The sequence below is a fragment of the Pedococcus cremeus genome, from assembly GCF_900111375.1.
Lineage (GTDB): Bacteria > Actinomycetota > Actinomycetes > Actinomycetales > Dermatophilaceae > Pedococcus_A > Pedococcus_A cremeus.
The window spans coordinates 436,453-463,426 of sequence record NZ_FOHB01000002.1 but is presented as its reverse complement, the minus strand read 5'-3'; the positions used below and the strand labels follow the sequence as shown (position 1 = coordinate 463,426).

Annotated in this window: 26 protein-coding genes and 1 tRNA gene; 7 read left to right on the top strand and 20 right to left on the bottom strand. The window is 71.7% G+C overall.

Features of this window, described 5'->3' with window-relative positions; genetic code table 11:
• Positions 1 to 61 precede the first annotated feature (61 nt).
• Positions 62 to 667, bottom strand: coding sequence for a GH12 family glycosyl hydrolase domain-containing protein (locus BMW78_RS21165; RefSeq protein ID WP_091757451.1), 606 nt, complete (start codon positions 665 to 667; stop codon positions 62 to 64).
• On the opposite strand from BMW78_RS21165, the gene BMW78_RS21160 reads away from it, so the two are divergent.
• The 4 genes from BMW78_RS21160 to BMW78_RS05735 all read left to right on the top strand — a co-directional run bounded on the left by BMW78_RS21160 (position 663) and on the right by BMW78_RS05735 (position 3,690).
• Positions 663 to 1,031 carry a hypothetical protein gene (locus BMW78_RS21160; RefSeq protein WP_177180256.1) on the top strand — a complete coding sequence of 123 codons (369 nt, stop codon included), beginning with the start codon at positions 663 to 665 and terminating at the stop codon, positions 1,029 to 1,031. The two genes, BMW78_RS21165 and BMW78_RS21160, sit on opposite strands and share 5 nt — an antisense overlap.
• A 21-nt stretch (positions 1,032 to 1,052) precedes the next feature.
• Positions 1,053 to 1,394 carry a hypothetical protein gene (locus tag BMW78_RS21155; protein WP_177180255.1) on the top strand — a complete coding sequence of 114 codons (342 nt, stop codon included), beginning with the start codon at positions 1,053 to 1,055 and terminating at the stop codon, positions 1,392 to 1,394.
• A gap of 282 nt (positions 1,395 to 1,676) precedes the next feature.
• On the top strand, positions 1,677 to 3,290 hold the full coding sequence (locus BMW78_RS05740) for an MFS transporter (protein WP_091757255.1): 1,614 nt from the start codon (positions 1,677 to 1,679) through the stop codon (positions 3,288 to 3,290).
• Positions 3,291 to 3,402: 112 nt separating this feature from the next.
• Complete coding sequence (locus BMW78_RS05735) at positions 3,403 to 3,690, top strand: hypothetical protein (protein WP_091757253.1); 288 nt, start codon at positions 3,403 to 3,405, stop codon at positions 3,688 to 3,690.
• Between the two features lie 51 nt (positions 3,691 to 3,741).
• On the opposite strand, the gene BMW78_RS05730 is transcribed toward BMW78_RS05735, so the two are convergent.
• From BMW78_RS05730 to xerD, 11 genes are all read right to left on the bottom strand, one after another.
• Positions 3,742 to 4,221 carry a hypothetical protein gene (locus BMW78_RS05730; RefSeq protein ID WP_091757251.1) on the bottom strand — a complete coding sequence of 160 codons (480 nt, stop codon included), beginning with the start codon at positions 4,219 to 4,221 and terminating at the stop codon, positions 3,742 to 3,744.
• 122 nt (positions 4,222 to 4,343) lie between these two features.
• A tRNA-Pro gene (locus tag BMW78_RS05725) sits at positions 4,344 to 4,417 on the bottom strand.
• A 101-nt stretch (positions 4,418 to 4,518) separates the two neighbouring features.
• Entirely contained in the window at positions 4,519 to 5,976 is a 1,458-nt protein-coding gene (der, locus tag BMW78_RS05720) for a ribosome biogenesis GTPase Der (RefSeq protein ID WP_091757249.1), read from the bottom strand.
• Between the two features lie 137 nt (positions 5,977 to 6,113).
• Positions 6,114 to 6,809, bottom strand: a complete 696-nt coding sequence (gene cmk, locus BMW78_RS05715) for a (d)CMP kinase (protein WP_091757247.1) — start codon at positions 6,807 to 6,809, stop codon at positions 6,114 to 6,116.
• A gap of 102 nt (positions 6,810 to 6,911) precedes the next feature.
• Positions 6,912 to 7,877 (bottom strand): alpha/beta fold hydrolase, encoded by a 966-nt coding sequence (locus BMW78_RS05710; protein WP_245735681.1) that lies wholly within the window; start codon positions 7,875 to 7,877, stop codon positions 6,912 to 6,914.
• A gap of 100 nt (positions 7,878 to 7,977) precedes the next feature.
• A complete protein-coding gene (locus tag BMW78_RS05705; RefSeq protein WP_091757245.1) occupies positions 7,978 to 9,057 on the bottom strand; it encodes a prephenate dehydrogenase in 1,080 nt (359 codons plus the stop codon).
• A 37-nt stretch (positions 9,058 to 9,094) separates the two neighbouring features.
• Positions 9,095 to 10,195 carry a pseudouridine synthase gene (locus tag BMW78_RS05700; RefSeq protein ID WP_091757243.1) on the bottom strand — a complete coding sequence of 367 codons (1,101 nt, stop codon included), beginning with the start codon at positions 10,193 to 10,195 and terminating at the stop codon, positions 9,095 to 9,097.
• Positions 10,192 to 10,833: an SMC-Scp complex subunit ScpB gene (gene scpB / locus BMW78_RS05695; protein WP_091757242.1), complete on the bottom strand. Its 642-nt coding sequence runs from the start codon at positions 10,831 to 10,833 to the stop codon at positions 10,192 to 10,194. Before scpB ends, BMW78_RS05700 begins: the two co-directional genes overlap by 4 nt.
• Positions 10,826 to 11,785 carry a segregation and condensation protein A gene (locus tag BMW78_RS05690; protein ID WP_425439041.1) on the bottom strand — a complete coding sequence of 320 codons (960 nt, stop codon included), beginning with the start codon at positions 11,783 to 11,785 and terminating at the stop codon, positions 10,826 to 10,828. The genes scpB and BMW78_RS05690 overlap by 8 nt, the downstream gene beginning before the upstream one ends.
• 61 nt (positions 11,786 to 11,846) lie before the next feature.
• Entirely contained in the window at positions 11,847 to 12,662 is an 816-nt protein-coding gene (locus tag BMW78_RS05685) for a ParA family protein (protein WP_218144259.1), read from the bottom strand.
• A 178-nt stretch (positions 12,663 to 12,840) separates the two neighbouring features.
• Positions 12,841 to 13,740 (bottom strand): site-specific tyrosine recombinase XerD, encoded by a 900-nt coding sequence (gene xerD / locus BMW78_RS05680; RefSeq protein WP_091757238.1) that lies wholly within the window; start codon positions 13,738 to 13,740, stop codon positions 12,841 to 12,843.
• Positions 13,741 to 13,882: 142 nt separating this feature from the next.
• Between xerD and BMW78_RS05675 the strand changes: the two genes are divergently transcribed.
• A complete protein-coding gene (locus BMW78_RS05675; RefSeq protein WP_091757236.1) occupies positions 13,883 to 14,518 on the top strand; it encodes a hypothetical protein in 636 nt (211 codons plus the stop codon).
• Here BMW78_RS05675 and hisS read toward each other — a convergent pair.
• A complete protein-coding gene (gene hisS, locus BMW78_RS05670) occupies positions 14,487 to 15,851 on the bottom strand; it encodes a histidine--tRNA ligase (RefSeq protein WP_091757234.1) in 1,365 nt (454 codons plus the stop codon). The two genes, BMW78_RS05675 and hisS, sit on opposite strands and share 32 nt — an antisense overlap.
• A complete protein-coding gene (locus BMW78_RS05665) occupies positions 15,848 to 16,549 on the bottom strand; it encodes an MBL fold metallo-hydrolase (protein WP_091757232.1) in 702 nt (233 codons plus the stop codon). Before BMW78_RS05665 ends, hisS begins: the two co-directional genes overlap by 4 nt.
• Positions 16,550 to 16,685: 136 nt before the next feature.
• Between BMW78_RS05665 and BMW78_RS05660 the strand changes: the two genes are divergently transcribed.
• Together BMW78_RS05660 and BMW78_RS05655 are read left to right on the top strand one after the other, a co-directional pair.
• Positions 16,686 to 17,492, top strand: coding sequence for a peptidylprolyl isomerase (locus tag BMW78_RS05660; protein WP_091757231.1), 807 nt, complete (start codon positions 16,686 to 16,688; stop codon positions 17,490 to 17,492).
• A gap of 1 nt (position 17,493) precedes the next feature.
• Positions 17,494 to 19,218: a DUF349 domain-containing protein gene (locus tag BMW78_RS05655; RefSeq protein ID WP_245735680.1), complete on the top strand. Its 1,725-nt coding sequence runs from the start codon at positions 17,494 to 17,496 to the stop codon at positions 19,216 to 19,218.
• 51 nt (positions 19,219 to 19,269) lie between these two features.
• Here the strand turns inward: BMW78_RS05655 and BMW78_RS05650 are convergent, their stop codons facing one another.
• The 6 genes from BMW78_RS05650 to ruvB all read right to left on the bottom strand — a co-directional run bounded on the left by BMW78_RS05650 (position 19,270) and on the right by ruvB (position 26,945).
• Positions 19,270 to 21,579 carry a RelA/SpoT family protein gene (locus BMW78_RS05650; RefSeq protein WP_091757229.1) on the bottom strand — a complete coding sequence of 770 codons (2,310 nt, stop codon included), beginning with the start codon at positions 21,577 to 21,579 and terminating at the stop codon, positions 19,270 to 19,272.
• Positions 21,580 to 21,652: 73 nt separating this feature from the next.
• Complete coding sequence (locus BMW78_RS05645; protein WP_091757226.1) at positions 21,653 to 22,234, bottom strand: adenine phosphoribosyltransferase; 582 nt, start codon at positions 22,232 to 22,234, stop codon at positions 21,653 to 21,655.
• Positions 22,235 to 22,244: 10 nt separating this feature from the next.
• Positions 22,245 to 23,465 carry a protein translocase subunit SecF gene (secF, locus tag BMW78_RS05640; protein WP_091757224.1) on the bottom strand — a complete coding sequence of 407 codons (1,221 nt, stop codon included), beginning with the start codon at positions 23,463 to 23,465 and terminating at the stop codon, positions 22,245 to 22,247.
• Positions 23,462 to 25,276, bottom strand: coding sequence for a protein translocase subunit SecD (gene secD / locus BMW78_RS05635; protein WP_245735679.1), 1,815 nt, complete (start codon positions 25,274 to 25,276; stop codon positions 23,462 to 23,464). The genes secF and secD overlap by 4 nt, the downstream gene beginning before the upstream one ends.
• A gap of 1 nt (position 25,277) precedes the next feature.
• Positions 25,278 to 25,637, bottom strand: coding sequence for a preprotein translocase subunit YajC (gene yajC, locus BMW78_RS05630; RefSeq protein ID WP_245735678.1), 360 nt, complete (start codon positions 25,635 to 25,637; stop codon positions 25,278 to 25,280).
• 225 nt (positions 25,638 to 25,862) lie between these two features.
• Entirely contained in the window at positions 25,863 to 26,945 is a 1,083-nt protein-coding gene (ruvB, locus tag BMW78_RS05625; protein WP_091757222.1) for a Holliday junction branch migration DNA helicase RuvB, read from the bottom strand.
• Positions 26,946 to 26,974 lie beyond the last annotated feature (29 nt).

The following is a 26,974-nucleotide window of genomic DNA, read 5'->3' as shown; positions in this document are numbered from 1 at the left end:
CCCTCGTGCAGGACTGCCGGCGCGAGGGCAGGTCGACGACCCGCCCTCGCGCCGGCGGCCGTCAGCTGTCGGTGATCGAGAAGTCGGTGAAGTTCCAGGTCGCCGGGGAGCCGCCGGTGTCGACGATCTCCACGCCGTAGCAGATCTGGTCGACCGTGGAGCTGGAGGCGACTCGACCCTGGGCCACGAGGTAGCTGAGCATGGCCTTGATGTCGACGGTGCCCGACGTGAGGCGGGCGCCGTTCGAGGGCACGAACGCGATGTAGCCGTTGCCGCTGGTGGCGTAGACGTCCCAGCTGTGGCCGCCGAGGCTCACACCCGTCGCGAACCGGGACCCGGCCGGGACCTGCTTCTGGTTGTCGGTCCAGATCATGACCTCGTCGTTCGGCACGCCGTTGAGCCACAGGTCGTAGGCGACGTCGTAGATGCCGGTGCCCGGCGAGGTGGCCGCGAAGGTCGACGTCAGCTTCGAGAAGCTCGAGATGGTGCGGCCCGAGTAGTCCTTGTGGACGTTGGGGTAGGTCTTCACCGCGCCGTCACCGTTGTTGGTGGCCGTGCCGATGTGGTTCCAGGAATGGTAGGAGCACACCTGCGTGGTGCCCTTGGTGCCGGGGTAGCTGGCGGCGTTCCAGAGGTTGTTGTGGACGTAGTAGCCGCCGTCGGTGATGCCGCCGTTCGGGTCGCTCGTCGTGAAGTACGGGTTGGTGCAGACCGAGCCGGCCGGGGTGGTGGTCGTCGACGTCGGTGACGACGTGGTGCTGGTGGTCGAGGTCGGGCTGGTCGTGCTGGACGTCGACGTGGTGCTCGTGCTGCTCGTGGTCGACGTCGGGCTGGAGGTCGTGCTCGTCGTCGACGTCGGGCTGGACGTCGTGCTCGTCGTCGACGTCGGGCTGGACGTCGTGCTCGTCGTCGAGGTCGGGCTGGTGGTGGTGGACGACGTCGAGGTGGACGTGGTGCCCGTGGTCGTCAGCACGCGGTCGGTGCCGTACGTCGTCCCAGCCGCCGAGGTGGCCACCAGCCGGAAGTGGTAGCTGGTACCGGGAGCCAGTCCCGTGACGCCTTCGCTGAAGGCCTTGGACGAGTTGCCGCTGCCCACGGAGCGAGCGGGCGTGGTCGAGCCGTACCTCGTGCTCGTGCCCCACTCGAAGTGGGCGGTGGTGGACGTGCGGCGTGGGTTGACGGTGCCGTTGAGGGTCGCAGACGTGTCGGTGACGGCGGTTGCGTCCGCCGTCTTGACGACCGGTGGTCGGCCGGATGTGGTGGCCGCGTTCGCCGGACCGAGCACGCCGAGAGCGACGAGCCCGGCGAAGGTGAGAAGGGCGACAACGCTGGCCACGAGATGGCGTGGCTTCACGGTGGCGACCAGAGGGCTTTGCTTCACAGGGGCCTCCTGAGGGGTGATCTGAGTCGTGTCACCGGCCGGCGTGGCCCCTGCTCACCGAGACATCCGCGATAGACCACCACAAGAGGGGCAAGGAAGACAAGTCGGGAACGGTCCGCGGACACGTGCTCCGCGTCCGTGACGGCGGCCCCGTCGCCACCGCTGCAGTCGATCGGTGGGGCCGGTCCAAGGGCTCCCGGCATGCGGGCCATTGGCCCCTGAGCCGTCCGCGGGAGGCGCGGGACAGTCGTGAGGCAAGCGCTCGGAGGGGTGGCAGACGGAGAGGTAGCAGCAGATGACGACCGATGCGGCCAACCCGGCACCGGCCGGCCCCGGGACCGGGGAACGTTCCACCGAGCCGACGCGTGGTCGCGCGGTGCTGCTGACGCTGATCCTGGTGGCTGCCGTCGCGAACCTGAACCTCTCGGTGGCCAACGTGGCGCTACCGGACATCGGGAAGACGTTCGGCTCCTCCCAGACCGTGCTCGACCTGGTGGCGGTGGGCTACTCGCTCGGCCTCGCCGCCTCCGTGCTGTGGTTCGGCGCGCTCGGTGACCGCCACGGACGCAAGCTGATGATCCTCGGCGGGATGTTTCTGTCGATACCGGCCTGCCTGGTCGCGGCATACGCGCCGTCCGACGCCGTGCTCTTCGGCGCGCGAGTCGTAGGAGGCCTCTCCGCAGGCATGGCCTACCCCACCACCCTGGCGTTGATCACGGCGCTGTGGAGCGGTCCCGCCAGGACCCGGGCCATCGCGCTGTGGTCGGCGTTGGGCGGCGGCATCGCGGCCCTGGGGCCCATGGTCTCCGGCCTTCTCCTGCAGCGGTTCTGGTGGGGCTCGGTCTTCCTCGTCACCCTGCCGCTGGCCGTGCTCGCCCTGGCGCTGACCTGGAGGCTCGTGCCCGCCCATGTGTACGAGACGACCGAACGAGTCGACAACCTCGGCGGCGTGCTGTCGGCCGTGTCGATCGGCGCCCTCGTCGTGGCCATCAACTTCGTCACCGTTGCGAACCTGAGGACCGCAGCACTCGTGCTGATGGCCGTCGCGCTCCTCGGCCTGGCGCTGTTCGTCGTCCGGCAGCGCCGCGCCGCCAACCCGCTCTACGACCTCGCCGTCGCCCGGCGCCGGACCTTCTGGGTGGCGGCCTGTGCCGGGATCATCGTGTTCGGCTCGTTGATGGGCATCTCGTTCGTCAACCAGCAGTACCTCCAGAACGTCCTCGACTACTCCAGCCTCAACGCCGGCCTGGCCATCCTCCCCGCCGTCGTCTTCATGGTGCTGGTGGCGCCACACTCGGCGACCCTCGTCGAGCGCATGGGCTCTCGTGCAACGCTCCTCGCGGGCCAGACGCTGCTTGCGCTCGCCTTCGTCGGCATGCTGCTGCTCTGGAAGCAGGGGTCCGCCTACTGGCAGGTGGCCATACCGCTGTGCCTCATGGGAGCGGGGGTGGGCCTGGCGGGGACGCCGTCGTCGAACTCGCTGACCGGGTCCGTACCGGTCACCCGGGCCGGAATGGCATCCGGCACCGCGGACCTGCAACGCGACCTCGGCGGCGCGTTCATGACCTCCGTCTTCGGCGCGCTGCTCACAGCGGGATACGCCTCTGCGATGGGCAACGCGATCGCGGCGTCCGGCCAGGACGTGACGTCCTCGACCCAGAACACCCTCCAGATGTCCTATGCCAGCGCCGCGGACCTCGCGAGCCAGCACCCCCAGTACGCACAGCAGATCATCGCGGCGGCCAAGCAGTCCTTCCTGCAGGGGGACCAGTGGGCGTACGTCGCAGGACTCGTGGCCGTGGTCGCGGGCGCAGCCCTGGTGTTCCTCGCCTTCCCCCACAAGGAGCAGGAGGCGCAGATGCGATCGGAGTACGTCGCGGAGGACGAAGCCGTCGCGCCGCGCAGCTGAGCGGCCCGCGCGAAACACAGCCCCCGAACCAGTGGGAGGTGGGGTGGGCCCCACGGAGACGGGTTGTGCCGTTCCTTCCCGTCCAGTCGCCACCTCGCCTACGGTTTGCCCTGTGCGGTGGCCGACCTGGGTGGACGAGAGCGGACGACCGCGCCTGCTCGAGCACGACCGACCACCAGGCGAGGCAGCACCGGGCCCCGTCATGGCCAGCATCGCAGCGGTGATGGGACTTGCCACCGTCGTGATGTTCGCCGTGATAGTCGCTGATTCGTCGCAGACGCTCTTCACGCGGGTGTGTGCCCTGGCGGGCGGCTTCCTCGTGGCAACGGGTTCCCTGCGGATCGTCGTGACCTGGCACTGGTACCGCGGCCGTCGGTCAGCGTTCGAACACCGCTCCTAAGCCGGGGTGGGGTGGCGCGATCGCCCGCCGACGCCCGCACGTTTGGGCGGACTAACCGGGGCCCGCTCCGATGCCGAACTGACCGGCCCCGTAGGCGCGCGCATGTGCCCAGGCTTCGGCCGCCGGATCGGTGTCGCGACCGCGGACACCGCCGTGGTCGACGCCGGCGTCCGCCGGTGCCGGGTCCTCACCGTCCCAGTCGCCATAGCCGGCGAACAGGCCGAACGCGGCGTCTGACGCCACAACCCGCTCCGCCAGCGCGTGCAAGACCTGGGGGGCGCAGGCCCGGCGAAAGTCGCCAGGGGCTCGCCGCTCTCCGCGCACGAGCAGACGCGCCACCGCCGTGGTGTCCTCCGGGCTCAGCCGGTCACCGGCGACGAACGCCTCCTGAACCGCACGGAGCACGGCTTCCCGACCGCTGTGGTCGAGCCTCTCGAGCGCCTCGTGATGAGCGACCTGCAGGGCGTCAACCGGGCCGGTCGCGACCAGGTAGCGGTACTGGCGGACCACCGGGTCCTCGGTCGCTGTCATGGTCCCCCTGTGGCATGTGCCGATGAGGGGAGTCTAGGTGCGACGGTCGGCCTGGATCCGGCAATGACCAGCGGGCATGAAAACGGGGCCGGACCTGCGTGAACAGGTCCGACCCCGATCGGTCGGGCTGACAGGATTTGAACCTGCGACCCCTTGACCCCCAGTCAAGTGCGCTACCAAGCTGCGCCACAGCCCGAATCTTCAGTTGTGCCCCGCAAGAGCGGATCCCGCGGGAGCGAACGAAACCCTAGCGCACGGCATACCGCGGCTTGAAATCAGGTATGCCGTGCGGCACCGCTACTTGCGGCGGCGCTTCTCGCGCACGCGGACCGACACCTCGATCGGGGTGCCCTCGAAGCCGAACTCCTCGCGCAGGCGGCGCTCGATGAAGCGTCGGTAGCCCGCCTCGAGGAACCCGGAGGCGAAGAGCACGAACCGCGGCGGCCGGGTGCTGGCCTGGGTGCCGAACAGGATGCGCGGCTGCTTGCCGCCCCGCACGGGGTGCGGGTGCGCGGCGACGATCTCGCCGAGGAACGCGTTGAGGCGGCCGGTGGGGATGCGGGTGTCCCACGAGTCCAGGGCCCGCTCGATCGCGGGGACCAGCTTCTCGACGGCGCGGCCGGTCTTGGCGGAGATGTTCACGCGCGGCGCCCAGGGGATCTGCACAAGCTCGCGCTCGATCTCGCGCTCGAGGTAGTAGCGCCGCTCCTCGTCGAGCATGTCCCACTTGTTGTAGGCGACGACCAGGGCGCGCCCGGCGTCGATGACCTGCTGCACGACGCGGATGTCCTGCTCGGCGATGGACTGCTCGGCGTCGATGAGGACGACGGCGACCTCGGCCTTCTCCAGCGCCGTCTGGGTGCGCAGCGAGGCGTAGAAGTCGGCTCCGCGGGTCTGGTGCACGCGGCGACGGATGCCGGCGGTGTCGACGAACCGCCACGTCTTGCCCCCGAGCTCGATGTACTCGTCCACCGGGTCCCGGGTGGTGCCGGCGACGTTGTCGACGACGACGCGGTTCTCGCCCGCGAGCTTGTTGAGCAGCGACGACTTGCCCACGTTCGGCCGGCCGATCAGGGCCACCCGGCGCGGACCCCCACGCTGGTAGGCCTCCCCGTGCGCCGAGACGTCCGGCAGCACGTCGAGAACGGCGTCGAGCACGTCGCCACTCCCCCGCCCGTGCAGGGCGGAGACCGGCCACGGCTGGCCGAGGCCGAGGTTCCACAGGGCGGCGGCGTCGGCCTCGGTGCGCTGGTCGTCGACCTTGTTGGCCACCAGCACGACCGGCTTGCCGGAGCGGCGCAGCAGCTTGACGACGGCCTCGTCGTCGTCGGTCGCGCCCACCTGGGCGTCGACGACGAACATCACGACGTCGGCGAGGTCGACGGCCACCTCGGCCTGCTCGGCCACCCGCAGGTGGATACCGGTTGCGTCGATCGCCCAGCCGCCGGTGTCGACCAGCGTGAAACGGCGGCCGGACCAGTCCGCGTCGTAGGCGACGCGGTCACGGGTCACGCCCGGCACGTCCTCGACCACCGCCTCACGTCGGCCGAGGATGCGGTTGACCAGCGTCGACTTGCCGACGTTGGGCCGGCCCACGACGGCGACCACCGGCAGCGGACCGGCCTGCGCGGCATACCCCTCCTCCAGGCCTTCGCCCTCGAGGAGCGAGCGGTCCTCCTCGGTGAGGTCGAAGTCCTCGAGCCCAGCGCGCAGGGCGCGCTCGACGGAGGCGTCGTCGGTCAGGTGCTCGCTCACGGCGGGATCCTTCGGGGGTGGGTGGGTGCGGGGGCCGCGCCGGTATGCCGGTCAGCCGGCTCTCGCGGTCGGCTCACCACGGCGGGTGTCAGCCTCTATTGTCCCCTACGCGGCGACGGAGGCCGACCATGCACGTGTCAGGCCTGCTGGCGGGCCCGCTCCACCACGTCGACCACGGCCTGGACGCTCTGCTCGAAGTCGAGGTCGGAGGTGTCGACGAGGGTCACGCCCTCGGCGGCCTCGGTGAAGTCCGACACGGTGGAGTCGTCGCGGTCGCGGCGCACGACCTGGTCACGGGTTGCCTCGACGGCGTGGTCATCGGCGTGGCCGTGCAGCTCCTTGGAACGGCGGCGCAGCCGCGCCTCCTCGCTGGCGGTCAGCAGGATCCGGACGTCGGCGTCAGGCGCCACGACGGTGGTGATGTCCCGCCCCTCGGCCACCACTCCGCCGGTCACCTCGGCGACCTGGCTCATGAGGTCGCGCTGCCGCTGCTGGAGCACGGGGCGCACGTCGGTGTTGGTGGCCACCTTGGAAACGACCTCGGAGACGCGGGTGGTGCGGATGTCGTCGTTGATGTCACGCCCGGAGACCCGCACCGCGGGCTGGGCGGGGTCGGTGCCCATCTCGAGCGGGAGGTCGCGGGCCGCCTGCGCCACGGCGGCCTTGTCGTCGAGGTCTACGCCCTCCTCCAGGCACCACCAGGTGAGTGCGCGGTACATCGCGCCGGTGTCGAGGTAGCCGACACCCAGCTCACGGGCGACGGCCTTGGAGACGCTGGACTTGCCCGACCCGGAGGGGCCGTCGATCGCGACGACGAGGTGCTCGCTGCTCATTCGGTAGAGCCTAGGGCAGCGGACGACAGGGGTGGTCGTCCACCCCGCTGGCCGTGAGGCAGCCGTCGACGCCTTCCGGAGGCCCTGGCGGCCAGAGGTCCGTCAACGACTCGGGTCGGCCTCGGCCTGCGGTGCGGCAGGGGCGGGTCTCGGTGCGGCGGGGGCGGGTCTCGGTGCTGCAGGAGCAGGTCTCGGTGCCGATCGAGGCCTGGCGGCAGCCTTCGGGGTGGAGCCGACGAACTCGCGGAGCACCTCTGCGAAGCGGTCGGGGTCGTCCAGGTGGGGGAAGTGGCCGGCTCCCTCGAAGAGCTCGACGCGACACCCCGGGATGGCCGACTGCGCAGTCGTGGCATGCCACGCCGGGATCATCCGGTCACGGGTCCCCCACACCACCAGGGTGGGCATGCCGACGACCTCGGGCAGGTAGTCGCGGGCGCTGACGCTCTGCCCGCCGGGGTCGACGACCGCGCGGGTCGTCGCCAGGAACGCCCGACGGCTGTCGGCGTCGCTCAGGGCGGAGAACCCCTGCCACACCGCCGTCAGGTCCGAGCCGGGTCGCCAGCCCACCTTCGACAGGGCGCGGCCCAAGGAGTCCACCCGGCCCCGCAGCCACCCCGAGGCGATGACCGGCAGCACCCACTCGGCGCCGGGCAGGGTCGCCGACCGCAGCAGTGGGTTGACCTCGCGGCCGAGGCCACCGCTGCCGACGAGGACCAGGCGTTCCACCCGCTCGGGGAAGAGGTAGCAGAACTCCATCGAGATGCCCCCGCCCAAGGAGTGCCCCACGAGGGTGACGCGGTCGACGCCGAGCCGGTTGAGCAGGTCGCGCAGCGTGCCGGCGTGGGCTCCCAGCGAGTAGTCCCCCACCGGCTTCGCCGAGGCCCCGTGGCCGAACAGGTCGGGAACGATCACGCGGTTGGTGTCGTCGAGCTTGTCGATGAGGTGGGCCCAGTTGCGGTGCGAGCCGAGCAGGCCGTGGACGAAGAGCACCGCTGGGCCGGTCCCGCTGTCGACGTACGACATGGCGTGCCCGTGCAGCGTCATCGTCTGGGCCTTCAGGCTGCCCACGACACCTCCTCAGTCATGAGCGGATACCCAAGGGTAACTTGTGCGCCGCGATCCCACCGAGGAATCGGAGATACCTCACACCGCCCCATGAGCGGCGGCGTCAGCCGTGCAGGCGCCAGCCGCGCGCTTCGAGCTCCTCCGCCAGGCGCTCGGCCACTCCGGGCAGCACCGAGATCTCGGCGAGCCCGAACGGCTGGCCGAGGCCGTGCTCGAGGTGGAGGTCCTCGAGGTTCACGCCCGCGTCCCCCACGTCGTGGAGAAGGCGCGCCAGCTCGCCGGGCTCGTCGGGCACGAGGGCCGTGACGACGGCATACGTCGTCGGGGCGGCACCGTGCTTGCCGGGGATCCGGTCGTGGCCGGTGTTGCCGTGCGCGACCACCCGGGCCAGCACCTCGCGCGCCCCCACCCCGTCGCCCTGCTCGAGGTGCTCGAGGGCCGCGATCACCTCGGCGAGCTCGCCGCGGAGGTCGTCGAGCACCCGGCGCACGGCGGGGGCGTTGCCGGCGAGGATCTGGGTCCACAGCTGGGGGTCGCTCGCGGCGATGCGGGTGACGTCGCGGATGCCCTGCCCGGAGAGGCCGGCTGCGGAGTCGGAGACCGACCGCAGCCGGCTGGCGACGAGGCTGGCCGCGACCTGGGGCACGTGGGACACCACCGCGACCGCGGCGTCGTGGTCCTCGGGGCTCATCACGCTCACCGTGCCACCGGCCTCCACACCCACCTGCGTCACCAGCGCGACGGCGCGCTCCGACGACGCCGGGTGCGGCACGACCACCCAGGCGCGGCCGTCGAAGAGGTCCCCACGGGCGGCCACCGCCCCGGACCGCTCTCGACCCGCCATCGGGTGCGAACCGGCATACCGGGTGGTGTCGCCACCGGCGGCCTCGACGTCGCGCAGCACCGCCACCTTCACCGAGGCGACGTCGGTGACGACGGCGCCCGGCCACCGGCGCAGCTCGTCGGCCACGACCGTTCCCGCGACGTCGGGCGGGGCGGCGACCACGACCAGCTCGGGGTCCTCGCTGCCGTCCGGCAGGGCGCCCGCCCCGAGGTCGCGCGCCAGGGCCACCGCGGTCGGTGACGGGTCCGACAGCGTGACCGTGTGGCCGCGCCGAGACAGCGCGATGCCGAGGCTGGTCCCGATCAGACCGGTGCCGACGATGCGGACGCGCAGGCTCACGCGGCAGAGGCTACCGAGGCAGCGTGCCGGGTCGCGGTCACAGTCCAGCAGCCGAGTACAGCTGCCCGACCTCCTCCTTGTTCAGCGGGCGCATCTTGCCGGGCTTGGTGTCGCCGAGCCTGATGGGCCCGACCTCGGTGCGCACCAGCGTGAGCACCGGGTGCCCGACCGCATCGAGCAGGCGGCGCACGATGTGCTTGCGCCCCTCGTGGAGCACGATCTCGACCAGCGCCTTGCCGGGCATCGAGTCGACGACCTTGAACGAGTCGACCGAGGCGGGGCCGTCGTCGAGCTCGACACCCTCGCGCAGCTGCTTGCCCATGTCGCGAGGCACCGGACCGGCGATCTGGGCGAGGTACTTCTTGGCCACGCCGTACCTCGGGTGCTGGAGCCGGTGGGCGAGGTCGCCGTCGTTGGTGAGGATCAACAGGCCCTCGGTGTCGGCGTCGAGGCGGCCGACGTGGAACAGCCGCTGCTCGCGGTTGCCGACGTAGTCGCCGATGTTGAGCCGGCCGAGCTCGTCACTCATCGTGGTGACCACGCCCAGGGGCTTGTTGAACGCGAAGTAGACCCGGGACTCGTCGAGCTGCACCCTCACGCCATCGACGTGGACGACCTGGTCGGCACGGATCCGTACACCGAGCTCGGTGACGACCTGTCCGTCGACCTCGACGCGGCCCTGCGTGATGAGGTTCTCGCAGACGCGGCGTGATCCCACGCCCGCGGCGGCCAGCAGCTTCTGCAGCCGCACGCCCTCGGGGTCGTGGACGTCGACCTGCGGGGTGGCCTGGGGCCGCTGCGGCAGCCGGGTCGGCTGGCTCGGCTTGGTCGTGCCGGAGCCGGCGCGCTGCGGCCGGCCCCTGCCGGTGGTCGGGCGACCACCGCGACCGGCGGGTGCACCGCCGCGCGAGGCCCCCCCGCGACCGGCGGCACCACCGGAGGCACCGCCACGACCGGAACCCCCGCCGGCCCCGCGACCGGAACCACCCGCGGCCCCGCGACCGGACCCACCAGTGCCACGGCCCTGGCCGCCACCTGCACCACCTCGACCGGCGCCACCTGCGCCACCACGACCGGCGCCACCGCTTCCCCGGCCCTGGCCGCCGCCGGACCCGCCACGCGACTGGGGGGGCGTCATGAGCGGGACTCCTGGGCGAGCTCGTCGAGCATGTCGACCTCCGGAAGGTAGGGGGCGAGAGCAGGCAGCTCGTCGAGGCTGCCCAGGCCCAGACGCTGCAGGAAGTAGGTGGTGGTCCCGTAGAGCACGGCGCCGCTCTCCCCCTCGGTGCCGAGCTCCTCGATGAGGCCACGGGTCAGGAGGGTGCGCACGACGCCGTCGACGTTCACACCGCGGACCGCGCTGACCCGTGACCGGGAGATCGGCTGGCGGTAGGCGATGACGGCGAGGGTCTCCAGCGACGCCTGGGTCAGCTTGGCCTGCTGCCCGTCGAGGAGGAACTTCTCGACGACCGGCGCGTACTCGGACCTGCTGTAGACCCGCCACCCGCCGGCGACGCTGCGCAGGGTGAAGCCGCGCTGCTGCTCGGCGTACTCCGCCTCGAGCGCGTGCAGGTGAGCGAGCACGTCGTCGACCGGCAGCTCGAGGGCGGAGGCGAGGGCCAGCTCGGTGATGGGCTCGTCGACGACCATCATCACGGCCTCGATGGCGGAGCGGGCACCACCGGGGAAGTCGTTGATGTCGAAGGCGATCTGCTCCTCCGGCACCTGGTCCTGCTCCTGCGACAGCTGGTCCTGCGGCACGTGCTGGTCACTCATCGTTGCTCTCCTGCCCCGCGGTGGGGCTGTCTGCTTCGGTGGGCTCGTCGCCCTCGTCGCCCTCGTCGCCCTCGTCGAACTCGTCGCTGACCTCGATGTCGCCGTCGTCCGAACCGGTCCAGCGCACCGTCAGCTCCCCCAGGGCCTCGGCCTGCTCGAACGTGATGGCCGCCTCGCGGAACAGCTCGAGCAGCGCGAGGAACCGGGCCACGATGACCAGCGTGCTGTCGGCGTCGGCGACCAGCGAGCGGAACGAGCAGGACCGCTCGCGGCGCAGCCGGTGCCCGACGATGGTCGCCTGCTCGCGCACGCTGACGGCCGGGGCGTGGAGGTGCTCGAGGCCGACCGTCGGCGCCACCTTGGGCGTCATGGCGCGGGCCGCGACCATGGCCAGCTGCTCGGGCGTGATGGTGATGATGAGCTCGGGCAGCAGCGCGGCGAACTGGGGCTCGATGCCAGCCTGCCGCGGCAGCATCCGGCCCGCAGTGGCCATCCGCTCGGCGAACGTGGCCGCGATGTCCTTGAACGCGCGGTACTGGAGCAGCCGGGCGAAGAGCAGGTCGCGGGCCTCGATCAGCGCGAGGTCCTCCTCGTCCTGCGGGCTGAGCTGCGGCAGCAGCCGGGCCGCCTTGATGTCGAGCAGCGTCGCCGCGACGAGCAGGAACTCCGAGGCCTGGCTGAGGTCCCACTCGGGGACGCCGTCGACACCGGACCGGTTTGCCTTGATGTGGGCGATGAACTCGTCGGTGACCTTCGCCAGGGCGATCTCCGTGATGTCGAGCTTGTGCTTCGAGATCAGGCCGAGCAGCAGGTCGAAGGGCCCGGAGAAGACGTCGAGGTGCACCTCGAACGGCGCGCTGGCGCTGCGCCGGGTCAGCACCCCGCCGGGGGTCACCTGCTCGTCGGCCGCAACGGCCGGCTCGACGGGGGTCGCCGCCGCCTCGACGGACACGGCCTCCTGCTCGGCGGGGGCGACCTGCTCCTCGACCGCCGGCGCCTCCTGGCTCACGCGGTCAGGCCGCGCCGCCGCGGGCGATGAGCTCACGGGCCAGCTGCCGGTATGCCGTGGCCGCGCCGTGCGTGGAGGCGTAGCTGGTGATGGGCTCGGCCGCCAGGGTGGCGTCCGGGAACTTCACGGTGCGGCTGATGACGGTGTGGAAGACCTGGTCGCCGAAGTGGTCGACGACGCTGCGCACGACCTCCTTGCTGTGCAGGGTGCGCGAGTCGAACATCGTCGCGAGGATGCCGTCAACCTGCAGGCGCGGGTTGAGGCGGTCGGTGATCTTGTTGATCGTGTCGATGAGCAGCGCCACACCACGCATGGCGAAGAACTCGCACTCCAGCGGGATGACCACCCCGTGGGCGGCCGTCAGCGCGTTGACGGTGAGCAGGCCCAGCGAGGGCTGGCAGTCGATGAGGATGACGTCGTAGTCGTCGAGCACCGGCCGAAGCACCCGGGCGAGGATCTGCTCACGCGCCACCTCGCCCACCAGCTGCACCTCGGCGGCCGACAGGTCGATGTTCGCCGGGATGATGTCGAGGTTCTCGGTGCGGGTGCTCTGGATGACGTTGCGGACGTCGTGCTCACGCTCGACGAGCAGGTTGTAGACGGTGACGTCGAGCTCGTTGACCCGGATGCCGAGGCCGACCGAGGCCGCTCCCTGCGGGTCGAAGTCGACGAGCAGCACGCGCCGGCCGAGCTCGGCGAGTGCGGCGCCGAGGTTGATCGTGGTGGTGGTCTTGCCGACCCCACCCTTCTGGTTGCACATCGCGATGATCCGCGCGGGGCCGTGGGAGGCCAGCGGCGCGGGGTCCGGGAAGTCGGGCATGGGGCGGCCGGTGGGGCCGATCTGGCCTGCTGCTGCGTGCTCGGTGCCCGGCAGGGTGGCGGTCGCGACGTCGGAGCGGCGGTCCGCTGACGTGGTCACCTCAGAATCCACAGGCGTTTCACTCCCGGTGAAGCTCGCGTTCAAGTCGGTCAGCGTCGCGCTGATCGGACAGACCCTATCAGCGCGCCCTCGGGTGGCTCTGGGCATAGACCTCGCGCAGTCGCTGCACTGTCACCATCGTGTAGATCTGGGTCGTTGTCACGGAGGCGTGGCCGAGCAGCTCCTGCACGACGCGCACGTCGGCGCCCCCGTCGAGCAGGTGGGTCGCGAACGAGTGGCGCAGGGTGTGCGGCGAGAGGTGGCCCGACAGCCCGGCGCGGTCCGCCGCCGCCCGCAAGGTCGTCCAGGCGCTCTGCCGTGACAACCGGCCGCCGCGCTGGTTGAGGAAGATCGCCGGCGTGCCCTTGCCCTTGGCCGCCAGCACCGGGCGCGCCCGGACGAGGTAGGCGGACAGGGCCTCCGCGGCATACGAGCCGAGCGGCACGACCCGCTCCTTGCCGCCCTTGCCGAAGAGGCGCACCACGCCCTCGGCGGTGTCGACGTCGTCGACGTCGAGGCCGACGGCCTCGGAGATCCGCGCCCCGGCGCCGTAGAGCACCTCGAGCAGCGCCCGGTCGCGCAGCGACGCCGGCGTGTCGCCCACCGACGCGGCGGCGAGCAGCCGCTCGACGGCCTCGATGCTGATCGCCTTGGGCAGCCGGGCCGGCGGCCGCGGCGGGCTGACGGCACCAGCGGGGTCCTGCGTGGTGTCGCCCTCGAGCACGAGGAACCGGTGGAACCCGCGCACCGCCACCAGGGTCCGGGCGGCCGACGACGCCGCCAGCGGCGGGTGGTCGGCGCTGCCCTCGCGCAGGGTCGCCAGGAAGTCGCTCACGTGCGCCTCGGTCACCGAGGCGGGATCGCTCACCCCCCGCTCCCCCAGGTATGCCGTGTAGCGCGCCAGGTCGCGCCGGTAGGAGGCCAGCGTGTTGGCCGAGACGCCCCGCTCCACGTCGAGGTGGTTGAGCCAGCCACGCACCGCGCGCTCAACGGGGGTGACGCGGGTCGTGTCGGTGCTCAGGGCAGCCTTCCTGGCAGGTGGGCGGCGGGGACGGGTGGGAGTCTAGACCGGCCCTGTGTGCCCTGTGCCCCGACCGCCGAACCCGACGAGAGGCTCGCCCATGAAGCTCTACGCAGACCTGCCCGTGCGCCGGACCGCCCAGATCGTGGCCGACACGCTGGTGCTCCTCTGGGTGGCGCTGTGGGCCTGGGTCGGCCGCCTGGTGCACGACGCGACCCAGCGCCTCGCCGAGCCCGGTCGGACCCTGCAGGGCGCCGGCTCGGGGTTCCGCAACCAGATGGGTGAGGCGGGTCGTGCGGTCAGTGACGTGCCGCTAGTGGGCGACCGGCTGTCGGAGCCGTTCCAGCGGGCCGGAGGTGCCGGCACCACCATCGAGCAGGCCGGCACCGACCTCGTCGACGCGGTGAACCACCTGGCGACGCTGCTCGGCTGGGTGACCGCACTGGTGCCGATCGTGCTGGTCGTGCTCGTCTGGGGGCTGCTGCGGCTGCGCTTCACCCGCCGCGCCACCGCCGCCCAGCGCTACATCGACGGCTCCGCCGACCTCGACCTGTTCGCGCTCCGGGCCATGGCCCACCAGCCGATGCACCGCATCGCCCGGATCTCCGACGACCCGAGCGGCGCCTGGCGCGCCCGCGACCCGGAGGTCGTGCGCGCGCTGGCGCTGCTCGAGCTGCGCGACAGCGGCCTGCGACCGCCGGCCCTCAGCCCTCGCGTCGCAGGATCTGGGGCCTGAGGTCCTCCGCCGGCGGCTGCCACACGTCGGGCCGGGCGTCGACCTGCTCCCCGCTGCGGATGTCCTTGACCTGGTCTCCCCCGTCCTCGCCCGCACCCGGGAACCAGACGTACGGGATCCCCCGCCGCTCGGCATACCGGATCTGCTTGCCGAACTTCGCCGGCTTCGGGGCCACCTCGCACGGGACGCCCCGGGAACGGAGCGCGGTCGCGATACGGGTGGACTCCGGGCGGCCCTCCTCGTCGTTGACCGCGACCAGCACGCAGGCGGGCGTGGAACGGCTCGCGGTCAGCAGGCCCTTGCCGAGCAGCAGGCCGAGCAGTCGCGACACGCCGATGGAGATCCCGACCCCGGGGTAGGTGGTGCGGCCGTCGGAGGCGAGCGCGTCGTAGCGGCCGCCAGAGCAGAACGACCCCCACGACTCGTAGCCCTCGAGCTGGGTCTCGTAGACGGTGCCGGTGTAGTAGTCGAGGCCGCGGGCGATCTTCAGGTCGGCGACCAGTGCGCCGGGGGCGTTCTCCATGCCGGTGCGGATGACGCGCGAGAGCGCCTCGAGGCCCTCGTCGAGGGTCGGGTGCTCCACCCCGAGGGCGCGCACCTGCTCGACGAAGCCGAGGTCGTCGGTGCGGATCGCGGCGAGGGCCAGGCACTGCTCGGCCTGCTCGGAGGTGCAGCCGGCCTCCTCGAGCATCCCCTGGACCTTCTCCGGGCCGACCTTGTCGAGCTTGTCGACGATGCGCAGGGTGCCGGTGATGTCGTCGATGCCGATGCCGCGGTAGAAGCCCTCGGGGATCTTGCGGTTGTTGACCTGGATCGTCATCCGCCCGATGGGCAGCTTGGCGAAGATCTCGGCCATCACCAGAGGGATCTCCGCCTCGTAGTGCGACGACAGCTCGCCCACGTCGACCACGTCGATGTCGGCCTGCGTGAACTCGCGGTAGCGGCCCTCCTGGGGTCGCTCGCCCCGCCACACCTTCTGGATCTGGTAGCGCCGGAACGGGAAGGACAGCCGGCCCGCGTTCTCGAGCACGTAGCGGGCGAACGGCACCGTGAGGTCGAAGTGCAGGCCGAACTCGACCTCGCCCGCGTCCTCGTCCTCGTCGGCGGCGAGCCGGGTGACGCCGTAGACCTCCTTGTCTGCGTCGCCCCCCTTGCCGAGGAGGCGGTCGACCGGCTCGACGGCACGCGTCTCGATCGAGGGGTACCCGTGCAGCTCGAACGTCTCGCGGATGACGTCGAGGAAGTACTGCTCGACGATGCGCTCGGCAGGCAGGTACTCGGGGAAGCCGCTGATCGGGGTGACCCTGGCGGCGCGCGGTGCGGGGGTGTTCACGCGGTCAGTCCTTGCAGGTAGGGGTTGGTCGAACGCTCGTGCTGCATGGTGGTCGCCTCGCCGTGGCCGGGCAGCACGAGGGTGGTGTCGGGGAGGGGGAGCACCACCTCGCGCAGCGAGCGCTGCATCGCGGCGTGGTCGCCGCCGGGCAGGTCGGTGCGGCCGATGGAACCGGCGAAGAGAACGTCGCCGCTGAGCACGGTCGAGCGCACGCCGGCGCTCTCCTCGAGCCCGTCGGGCACCGTCTCGAGCGAGAACATCACCGAGCCCTCGGTGTGGCCGGGCGCGTGCAGCACCTCGACGTCGAGCCCGGCCAGGTCGAGCCGCTGCCGGTCCTTGAGGTCGACGACGTGCTCGGGGTCGCGCCAGGTGGCCCGCGCGCCGAACTGCTGCTCCAGCATGGCGACCAGGCCGGGGTTGGCGACGGTCAGCGCGTCGTGCAGCCGGTACCGGTCGTCGGCATGGATGTAGGCCGCGGTCTCGCCGCCGCAGACGGGCGTCACCGAGTAGACGTGGTCGATGTGGCCGTGGGTCAGCAGCACGGCGGCCGGGCGCAGCCGGTGCTCGGCCAGCACCTGGCGCAGCGTCTCCTCGATGCCGATGCCGGGGTCGACGACGAGGCACTCCTCGCCCGCGTCGGGCGCGAGGACGTAGCAGTTGGTGCCGAAGACGGCGGCCGGGAACCCGATGGTCAACACGGCCTCGAGCCTATCCGCTGGTCGGCTGCCTAGACTGACCGCGGCCGGCGAGGGAGCCGGCGCAGCGCAGTGACAGGTCCGACGGGCCCGCTGACGCAGTGCGATGACCAGATCCGACGCGAGGAGCAGGGCACCGGTGACGAGGGAGCAGGAGCGGGCGCGGGCACGGCGCCGCCAACAGAAGCTGCAGGCGCGCGAGGCCGAGCGGGCCCGCCGGGCCGCCCGCAACCGCCAGGTCGCCGCCGTGGTGGTCGCGGTGCTCGTCGTGGTGGCCATTGTCGTGCTCGTGTCCGTGAAGCTCAGCGGCGGTGGCGACAGCAAGGCCCAGGCATCCCCGTCGGCTCCCGCCTCCACGGCGAGCGGCAAGACCAGGTGCACCACTCCCCCGGCGACCCCGAAGTCGGTCACGAAGGTCACCAAGCCCGACAAGGCGATCGCCGCCGGCAAGACGTACCGCGCCGTCGTCACGACGAACTGCGGTGACATCACCCTCGAGCTCGATGGTGCGAAGGCCCCGCAGACCGTGGCGTCGTTCCTCGCCCTGGCGAAGGCCGACTACTGGGCCGACTCCCCCTGCCACCGGCTCACGACCGAGGGCATCTGGGTGCTCCAGTGCGGCGACCCGCTCGGCGGCGCCGGACCGGGCCCCGGCTACAGCTTCGGGTTGGAGAACACGCCCAAGGACGGCACCTACCCCAAGGGCACGCTGGCCATGGCGCGCACGTCGGACCCGAACAGCAACAGCGGCCAGTTCTTCATCGTCTACAAGGACTCGCAGATCCCCGTCAGCACCGGCGGCTACTCCATCTTCGGCACGGTGACCTCGGGAATGGATATTGTCGAGGAGATCGCCGCAGCTGGCGTGAGCGGAGGCTCGACCGACGGGTCCCCCGCGACGCCCATCAGCATCCTCAAGGTTGCTGTTACCGAGAAGAAGGCCTGACGTGACTGACCAGACGAACCCGGCAGGAGAGCCCATCGAGGCCCAGCAGGCCACGACGCCCGCCGAGGAGCCCCAGGCCACCACGCCGGCCGCCCCCGAGGCCGCCGCCGCCCCCGAGGCCGCCGCCGCTGAGCCGGAGACCGCCACTGCCGTCGAGGACGCCCAGGCCCCCACCGCGCCCACCGAGGACGCCCAGGCCATCTCCACTCCCACCGAGGACGCCTCGGCGGACACCACCACGCCCGCTGCCGAGGACGCACCGGCAACACCCCCCGCCGAGGACGCCGCCCCGGCCACCACCGCGCCGACCGAGGCCGCCCAGGCCACCACGGCGGCCGCTCCGGAGCCCGCCGCTGCCGCCAGGCCCGCACCGCCCAAGCCCAGCGCGGTGCTGCCCGGACCTCCCCCCACGCCTGCCGCCCTGCGCTCCGTGGCGCACCCGCCGGTCGCGACCCCGACCCCGGCCCCCGGGCCGCCCGCCGAGACCTTCGGCCGCGTCGACGACTCGGGCACGGTGTTCGTGCGCGCCGGCGACAGCGAGCGGGAGGTCGGCTCCTACCCCGGCGCCACGCCCGACGAGGCACTGCACTACTTCGCCCGCAAGTACGACGAGCTGTGGGCCTCGGCCGACCTGCTGCACCAGCGGCTGGGGACCACCGACCTCTCCGCCAAGGACGCCCAGGAGGGGCTCACCAAGCTGCGCGAGCACATCGGCGAGGCCAAGGTCGTCGGTGACCTCGCCGCGCTCGACGCCAAGGTCGGTGAGATCGAGCAGGCCGTGGCGGCGCGGCGCGAGACCGAGGCTGCCGAGCGCAGCAAGGCCCGTGAGGTCGCCCGGCAGGAGCGTGAGGCGATCGTCGTCGAGGCCGAGGGCATCGCCGCCCAGCCGGAGAACCGCATCCAGTGGAAGGCCAGCGGCGCCCGCATGCGCGCCCTGCTCGACGAGTGGAAGCAGCACCAGCGCAGCGGCCCCCGCCTCGACCGCGAGACCGAGACCGCGCTCTGGCAGCGCTTCTCCCACGCACGCAACAGCTTCGACAAGGCCCGCCGCGTGCACTTCGCGCAGCTCGAGAGCACCCAGGCGGAGGCCAGGGCGGCCAAGGAGGCGCTGGTCAGCGAGGCCGAGGAGCTCTCGACGAGCACCGACTGGGGCTCGACCGCTGGTGCCTTCAAGCGCCTCATGGACCGCTGGCGCAAGGCCGGCCGCGCCAGCCGGGCCGACGACGACGCCCTCTGGGAGCGCTTCAAGGCCGCACAGGACGCCTTCTTCGCGGCCAAGGACCAGGTGGCGGCCGCCGAGGACGAGGAGTTCCGCGGCAACCTAGCCGTCAAGGAGCAGCTGCTCACCGAGGCGCAGTCGATCCTTCCCGTGACCGACATCGACGCCGCCAAGGCCCAGCTGCGCTCCATCCAGGAGCGGTGGGACGCGGCGGGCAAGGTGCCCCGCGGCGACGTCGACCGGATGGAGAAGGGCCTGCGCCGCATCGAGTCCGCCGTCCGCGAGGCCGACGACAAGCGGTGGGCGCGCACCAACCCCGAGGCCGCCGCCCGCGCCCAGAGCATGGTCGACCAGCTCGAGGCGTCGGTCGCGTCGCTGCGCGAAGACCTCGCCAAGGCTGAGGCGTCGGGCAACGACCGGAAGGTGGCCGACGCCCGGGCCAAGCTCGAGGCGCAGGAGCAGTGGCTCGCCCAGGCGCGCGCCGGGCTCGACGAGTTCTCCGGCTAGCCCGGCCGACGAGCCGGGCTGGGCCCTCTCGCTGAGAGAGGGCCCAGCCGGTCAGCCCGCGTGGGCCTTGGTGCCGGTGATGCGGTAGACGTCGAAGACGCCGTCGATCTTCCGGACCGCCTTCATCACGTGGTCCAGGTGGCCCGGGTCGCCCATCTCGAAGGTGAACCGGGAGATCGCGACCCGGTCACGCGAGGTCTGCACCGACGCCGAGAGGATGTTGACGTGCTGGTCGGACAGCACGCGCGTGACGTCGGAGAGCAGCCGGTTGCGGTCGAGCGCCTCGACCTGGAGCTGGACGAGGAACACGCTGGCGGCCGACGGCGCCCACTCGACCTCGATCATCCGGTCGGGCTGGGCCCGCAGCGACTCGGCGTTTGTGCAGTCGGTGCGGTGCACCGAGACGCCGTTGCCCCGGGTGATGAAGCCCATGATCGGGTCGCCCGGCACCGGGGTGCAGCAGCGGGCCAGCTTGACCCACACGTCGGCGGTGCCGACCACCACCACCCCGGGGTCGCCGGTGCGCCGCCGCATCGAACGCGTGGGCGTCGTGGCCTCGGCGAGGTCCTCGCTCGCGCCCTCCTCGCCGCCGAGGGAGGCGACGAGCCGGCCCACCACGTGCTGGGCGCTGACATGGCCCTCGCCCACCGCGGCATACAGGGCGTCGATGTCCTGGTAGCGCAGCTCGGAGGCCAACGCGGTCAGCGACTCGTGCGACATCAGGCGCTGCAGCGGCAGGCCCTCCTTGCGCATCGCCTTGGCGATCGCGTCCTTGCCGGACTCGATCATCTCCTCGCGGCGCTCCTTGGAGAACCACTGGCGGATCTTGTTGCGCGCCCGCGGCGACTTGACGAAGGTCAGCCAGTCGCGTGACGGGCCTGCGCCGTCGGCCTTGGACGTGAGCACCTCGACGACGTCGCCGTTCTCGAGCGGCGACTCCAGCGGCACCAGCCGTCCGTTGACCCGGCCGCCGATGCAGTGGTGACCGACCTCGGTGTGCACGGCGTAGGCGAAGTCGACCGGGGTGGAACCGGCCGGCAGGGCCACGACCTCGCCCTTGGGGGTGAAGACGTAGACCTCGCGGGCGCTGATCTCGAAGCGCAGCGAGTCGAGGAACTCGCCCGGGTCGGCGGTCTCCTTCTGCCAGTCGAGCAGCTGGCGCAGCCACGCCATGTCGTTGATCGGACCGGTGGCGTCGCCGTCGGCGGGGCCGCCCACGCGCGCGGTCGGGTCCTCCTTGTACTTCCAGTGGGCCGCGACGCCGTACTCCGCCCGGCGGTGCATGGTGTGCGTGCGGATCTGGATCTCGACGGGCTTGCCGCCGGGCCCGATGACCGTCGTGTGCAGCGACTGGTACATGTTGAACTTGGGCATCGCGATGTAGTCCTTGAACCGCCCGGGCAGGGGGTTCCACCGCGCGTGCAACGCTCCGAGCGCCGCGTAGCAGTCGCGCACCGAGTCGACGAGCACGCGCACCGCGACGAGGTCGTAGATGTCCTCGAAGTCGCGGCCGCGCACGATCATCTTCTGGTACACGGAGTAGTAGTGCTTCGGCCGCCCGGTGACCGTCGCCTTGATCTTGGCGCCCTTGAGGTCGGAGCTGACCTGCTCGCGCACCGTGGCGAGGTACTCCTCACGGGCCGGGGCGCGCTCGGCGACCAGGCGCACGATCTCGTCGTAGACCTTCGGGTAGAGCGTGGCGAACGAGAGGTCCTCGAGCTCCCACTTGATCGTGTTCATGCCGAGGCGGTGGGCCAGCGGCGCGTAGATCTCGAGGGTCTCGCGGGCCTTGCGCTGGGCCGACTCGACCGAGACGTAGCGCCAGGTGCGGGCGTTGTGCAGCCGGTCGGCGAGCTTGATGACCAGGACCCGGATGTCCTTGGCCATGGCGACGACCATCTTGCGCACGGTCTCGGCCTGCGCGGCGTCGCCGTAGGTCACCTTGTCGAGCTTGGTGACGCCGTCGACCAGCATCGCGACCTCGCGGCCGAAGTCCTTCTCGAGCTGGCCCAGGCTGTATGCCGTGTCCTCCACCGTGTCGTGGAGCAGCGCCGCCGCGAGCGTCGACGGGGTCATGCCCAGCTCGGCGAGGATGGTGGTCACCGCGAGCGGGTGGGTGATGTAGGCGTCGCCGCTCTTGCGCAGCTGCCCGCGGTGGGCGCGCTCGGCGACCTCGTAGGCCCGCTCGATGACGGCCAGGTCCGCCTTGGGGTGGGTCGCGCGGACGGTCTGGAGCAACGGCTCCAGCACCGGGTTGGGGCCCGGGCCCCGGGTGCCTCCGAAGCGGGCCAGCCGGGCCCGCACGCGCGCAGAGGAGGACGCCGGGGTGCTGGGCGTCGGTGCCGCCACCTCGTCACTCATGGACAGCCTCACTCATGGACAGAGCCTACGTGATCTCCCCGAACCGCCCGTTGCGCCACCCCAGCCGAGGACGTCAGTCGCCGCCCACCACGATGGTCGTGTGCACGTCTCGGCCGGGTAGCCGGTCGCGACCGTGGAGGAACGCCAGCTCGATGAGCGCCTCGAAGGCCACGACCGTGGCGTTCGACCCCTCGAGCAGCTCGCAGGTCGCCGCGGCGGTGCCTCCCGTGGCCAGCACGTCGTCGACGACCAGCACGCGCTCACCGCCCACGAAGGAGTCCTCGTGGATCTCGATGGTGGCGCTGCCGTACTCGAGGTCGTAGGAGACGCCCCGCGTGCGACCGGGAAGCTTGCCCGCCTTGCGGACCGGCACGAAGCCGATGCCGAGCTCGTGGGCCACCGCGGCGCCGAAGATGAAGCCCCGCGCCTCGATGCCGGCGACGAGGTCGACGGTGCCGCGGCGGCGCTCGGCCATGTCGCGGACCACGGCCGAGAACGCCTCGCCGTCGGCCAGGAGCGGCGTGACGTCCTTGAAGACCACCCCGGGCTCGGGGAAGTCGGGGATGTCGCGCAGCCGGCTCGTCACCAGGTCGACGAGCGCCTGGGTGTCCGGCGCTTCCCGGGTGACCGATGCAGCAGGCGTCGTGTCCGTCACGTCAGCCACCTCAGCGCTGCGACTTGGGCTTGCGGCGCGGCTGGTTGCGCGGGCCCGTCTGGGCGTACGGGTGGATGGTGCGCGGCGTGCTCGCCGTGGAGGCCGGGCTGGCCGAGCCGGTCGAGCCGGTCGAGCCGGTGCCACGGCCGGCGACCGCGGGCTCGAGGCCCTCGCTGGTGGCAGGCTCCTCCGCGCCGGCTCCCGGTCCCGTCCCCTTCGCCTGGGCCTCGGCGTCCTTCTTCGCCTGGCGGGTGTGGAACTTCGCGGCAGCCTTCTCGAGCTCCTGCACGGCCGGCTCGTTGTGGCGCAGGCTCACCAGGGCCGGGGTGGCGATGAAGATCGAGGAGTAGGCGCCGATCGCCATGCCGATGAAGAGCACGAGCGAGAGGTCGAGCAGGGTGCCGGGGCCGAGGACGGTGAAGCCCATCACCAGCACGGCCGCGATAGGGAGCAGGGCCACCACGGTGGTGTTGATGGAGCGCACCACGGTCTGGTTCACCGCGAGGTTGGCGGCCTCGGCATACGTGCGTCGCTTGTTGCCGAACGCCTCCTGGGTGTTCTCACGAACCTTGTCGAAGACGACGACGGTGTCGTAGAGCGAGTAGCCCAGCACGGTCAGGAAGCCGATCATCGTCGCCGGGGAGACCTCGAGGCCGGTCAGGGCGTAGACGCCGACGGTGATGACCATGTCGTGCAGCAGCGCGATCATGGCGGCGAGCGACATCTTCCACGTGCGGAAGTAGATCGCCATGACGAGGAAGGTCAGCACGAGGAAGACCACCAGGGCCCGCAACGCCTGCTGCGTGACCGACTGGCCCCACGAGGGCCCGACGAACGACGCGCTCACCTCGTTGGTGCCGACCCCGAACTCCTTGGCCAGCGCGGCGCGCAGGTCGTTGTTCTGCGCGTCGGTGAGCTGCTCGGTCTGCACCCGGATGGTGCTGCTGCTGGTGCCCAGCTTGGTGATGTTGGCGGCCTGGCCGGGCGAGACCTGCTGAACGGCGTCACGGGCACGGGACTCGTAGTTGTCGACGTTGGTGGCCGCCGCGACGCGGAACTCCGACCCGCCGGTGAACTCCAGACCCAGGTTGAGGTGCTTGACCCCGAGGCCGAGCAGCGCGATGAGGACCAGCACCGCGGAGGCGGCGTACCACCGGCGCCGGTGCGCGATGAACGGGATCGAGCGCCTGCCGGTGTAGAGGTCGTTGCCGAACTGGCTGAAGTTGATCATCGAGCGCTCCCCTCGGCCGTGCGAGCGGCAGGTGTGGTGGCGAACCGTCCCCGGCCGACGTAACGGGTGGTGGGCGTGGCGCCCAGCCGCTCGGGGCTGAGGCCGGACCACTTGTGGCCGCCACCGAAGAACTTCGTCTCGGCGAGGATGCCCATGATCGGGTGCGTGAACATGAAGACGACCAGGATGTCGATGAGGGTCGTCAGCCCGAGGGTGAAGGCGAAACCGCGGACGTTGGACGAGGCCAGGAAGTACAGCACCAGTGCGGCCAGGAAGTTCACGCCGTCGGCGACGACGATAGTCCGCTTCGCGCGCCGCCACCCGGTGTCGACCGCACCTCGCAGCGGCCGGCCCTCACGGACCTCGTCACGGATGCGTTCGAAGTAGACGATGAACGAGTCGGCTGTCACGCCGATCGCGATCACCAGGCCCGTGACGCCCGCCATGTCGAGGCGGTAGTTGTGCGACCAGCCGAGGATCGTGAGGCTCAGGTAGGTCAGCAGCGCTGCGATGACGATCGAGGCGACCGTCACGAAGCCGAGCGCGCGGTACTGCAGCAGCGAGTAGCCGGCGACCAGGAGCAGGCCGATCATGCCGGCGACCAGGCCGTAGCGGAGCTGCTCGCTGCCGAGGGTCGGGCTGATGTTCTCGCGCGTCTCGAGAGAGAACGACATCGGCAGGGCACCGAACTTCAGCTGGTTGGCCAGGTCTCGTGCCTGCTCGATGGTGAAGCCGCCGGTGATCGAGGCCTGCCCGTTGAGGATCGCCTCGTTGAACTGGGGCGCGACGATGACCTTGGAGTCGAGGGTGGCCGCCATGCGGTTGCGCGGCGACTCCAGCGACACCATGGCCTTGCTGGCGTCGGCGTAGGCCTTGGACCCGGCCGACTTGAAGGACAGCTGGATCTCGACCTCGCTGGAGGGCTGGCCGTTCGCGAGCGGTCGGTAGCCGGCGGCCGCGCTGTCGATCTGGTCACCGCCCACGATGACGGGCCCGAGGATGAACTTCTCGGTGCCGTCGGCGGAGCAGGTCACCAGCGGCTTGGCCGGGTCGTCGACGACCTTGTCGAGCGCCCCCGGCTTGGCGCAGTCGAGCGCCTGGAACTGCTTGGCGAGGGGCTCGGTGACCCACGCGAGGTCGGTGGGGCTCTTCGGCTTGGCCGACGTGCCGGTGGTCGGGCTGGCGGTCGCCTTGGGGGTGGCGGACGGCTTGGAAGTGGCCGTGCCGGACGGCGAGGTGGTCGCGTTGAGCAGCGCCTGCGGTATGCCGCTCTTCGCGGCCGTGGTGGACGCGCCGGTGGCGGTGGGGACCGGAGCCTTGGTGGCCTTGGTGGCCTTGCTGGTCGCGGACCCGGTCGGGGACGCGGGGCCGGTCGCGCCGCCCGACGGCGTGGTCGTCGGCTGCGGCTGGTTCGTGCCGGCGCCGGCGGCGAGCACGGCGCGGAAACGCATCTGCGAGGACTTGCGAATGGCGTCCTCGGTGGCCTTGTCGGGCTGGCCGGGCATGCTGACGACGATGTTGCGGCCACCGCGGGTGGTGACCTCGGCGCCGGAGACGCCGTTGGCGTCGACGCGCTGGACGATGATGTCTCGTGCCTGGTTCAGCTGCTGGCCGGAGACCTGGTTGGTGCCGACCAGCACGGGCTCGAGCACCATCTGGGTGCCGCCCTCGAGGTCGAGGCCCAGCTTGGGCACCCAGTGCGCGGTGCCCCAGATGTTGGCGCCGGCGAGCAGGCCGGCCAGGAGGGCCACGATCGCGGCCAGGCCACCGAGGACCCTCAGCGGCTTGCGGGTGTACGGGTTCAGCGCCACGTCACTCACCCTGCCGGCCCGGCTGGCCCGGCTCGTCGTGGTCGGGGGCCGGCGCCTCGGGCGTGGAGATCTTCATGCCCACCGCGCGCCGGTCGTAACGGACGTTGACGTTGGGAGCCACCTCGAGGGTGACGGTCGTGGCGTCGACGGCGGTGACCGTCCCGAAGAGCCCCGACGTGGTGCAGACCTCGTCGCCCACCTCGATGCTGCTCTGCAGGTTGGCGGCGTCCTTCTGCCGCTTGCGCTGAGTGAACACCATCCAGCCGATCAGGAGCAGGGGCAGCAGGAAGATCAGGAGGCCGGTGCCGGATGATCCTCCGCTGGTGGCCATGGGGAGGGCCAGGAGGCCGCCGCTTGACATGGTTGAGGTCCCTTTCACGGATGGGTGGGGGTTCGAGCGCACCGCGTCACCGGTGTCCGGGCACGCGTGTTCTCCCGGGGATGACCGGGGGGACCGGTTGAGTCTAGGTGACATCACCACAGCAACCAACGCACCTCCCCGGCGGGGCGTTCCAATCGTGACCTTGCGTGCCGGTCTGGAGGGGGTGCCCTCAGGAGACGGCGAGCGTCACGAGACGGTGTCCGGTCAGGAGCCGAGGCGCCCCTCGCCGCCGTCGAACGGCAGCGGGGTGAGCATGGGGTCGGTTCCGGGAGGAGGAGTCAGGCCCAGGTGCTGCCAGGCGAGTCCGGTCGCGGCCCGGCCACGCGGCGTGCGGACCATGAAGCCCTCCCGCACGAGGAACGGCTCGGCGACCGTCTCGACGGTCTCGGCCTCCTCCCCCACCGCCACGGCGAGGGTGCCCAGCCCGACCGGGCCGCCGCGGAACCGGCGGCACAGCGCCTCGAGCACGGCACGGTCGAGCCGGTCGAGCCCGCGGTCGTCGACGTCGAACAGGGCGAGGGCGGCGTGTGCCGCATCCTGGTCGACCACGCTGCGGCCGTGCACCTGCGCCCAGTCGCGCACGCGGCGGAGCAGGCGGTTGGCGATGCGAGGTGTGCCGCGGGAGCGCCGGGCGATCTCACCGATGCCGGCCTCGTCGGCGTCGACCTCGAGCAACCGTGCCGAGCGGTGCAGGATCCGCACGAGGTCGTGCGTGGCGTAGAAGTCGAGGTGGCCGGTGAACCCGAAGCGGTCACGCAGCGGCGCCGGTAGCAGGCCGGCGCGGGTGGTGGCGCCCACGACGGTGAAGGGCGGCAGCTCGAGCGGGATGGCGGTGGCCCCGGGCCCCTTGCCGACGATGACGTCGACCCGGAAGTCCTCCATCGCGAGGTAGAGCATCTCCTCCGCCGCACGGGACATCCGGTGGATCTCGTCGAGGAAGAGCACCTCTCCCTCCATGAGCGAGGACAGCACCGCGGCGAGGTCGCCGGCGTGCTGGATGGCCGGGCCGCTGGTGACCCGGATGGGCTTCTCCAGCTCGGCGGCGACGATCATCGCCAGGGTGGTCTTGCCCAGCCCGGGTGGGCCCGAGAGGAGCACGTGGTCGGGCGGGCTCCCCCGCCGCTTGGCGGCCTCGAGCACCAGCGCGAGCTGGTCGCGGACCCTCGGCTGGCCGGGGAACTCGCTCAGCCGCCGCGGGCGCAGGGCGGCCTCGACGGTGCGCTCGTCGCCGTCGCTGCCCGCGTCGACGACGCGGGCAGTGGCGTCGACCGAGCTGTCCTCGTACATCTCGGAGCTGAACCCGTCTGCAGCAGGGG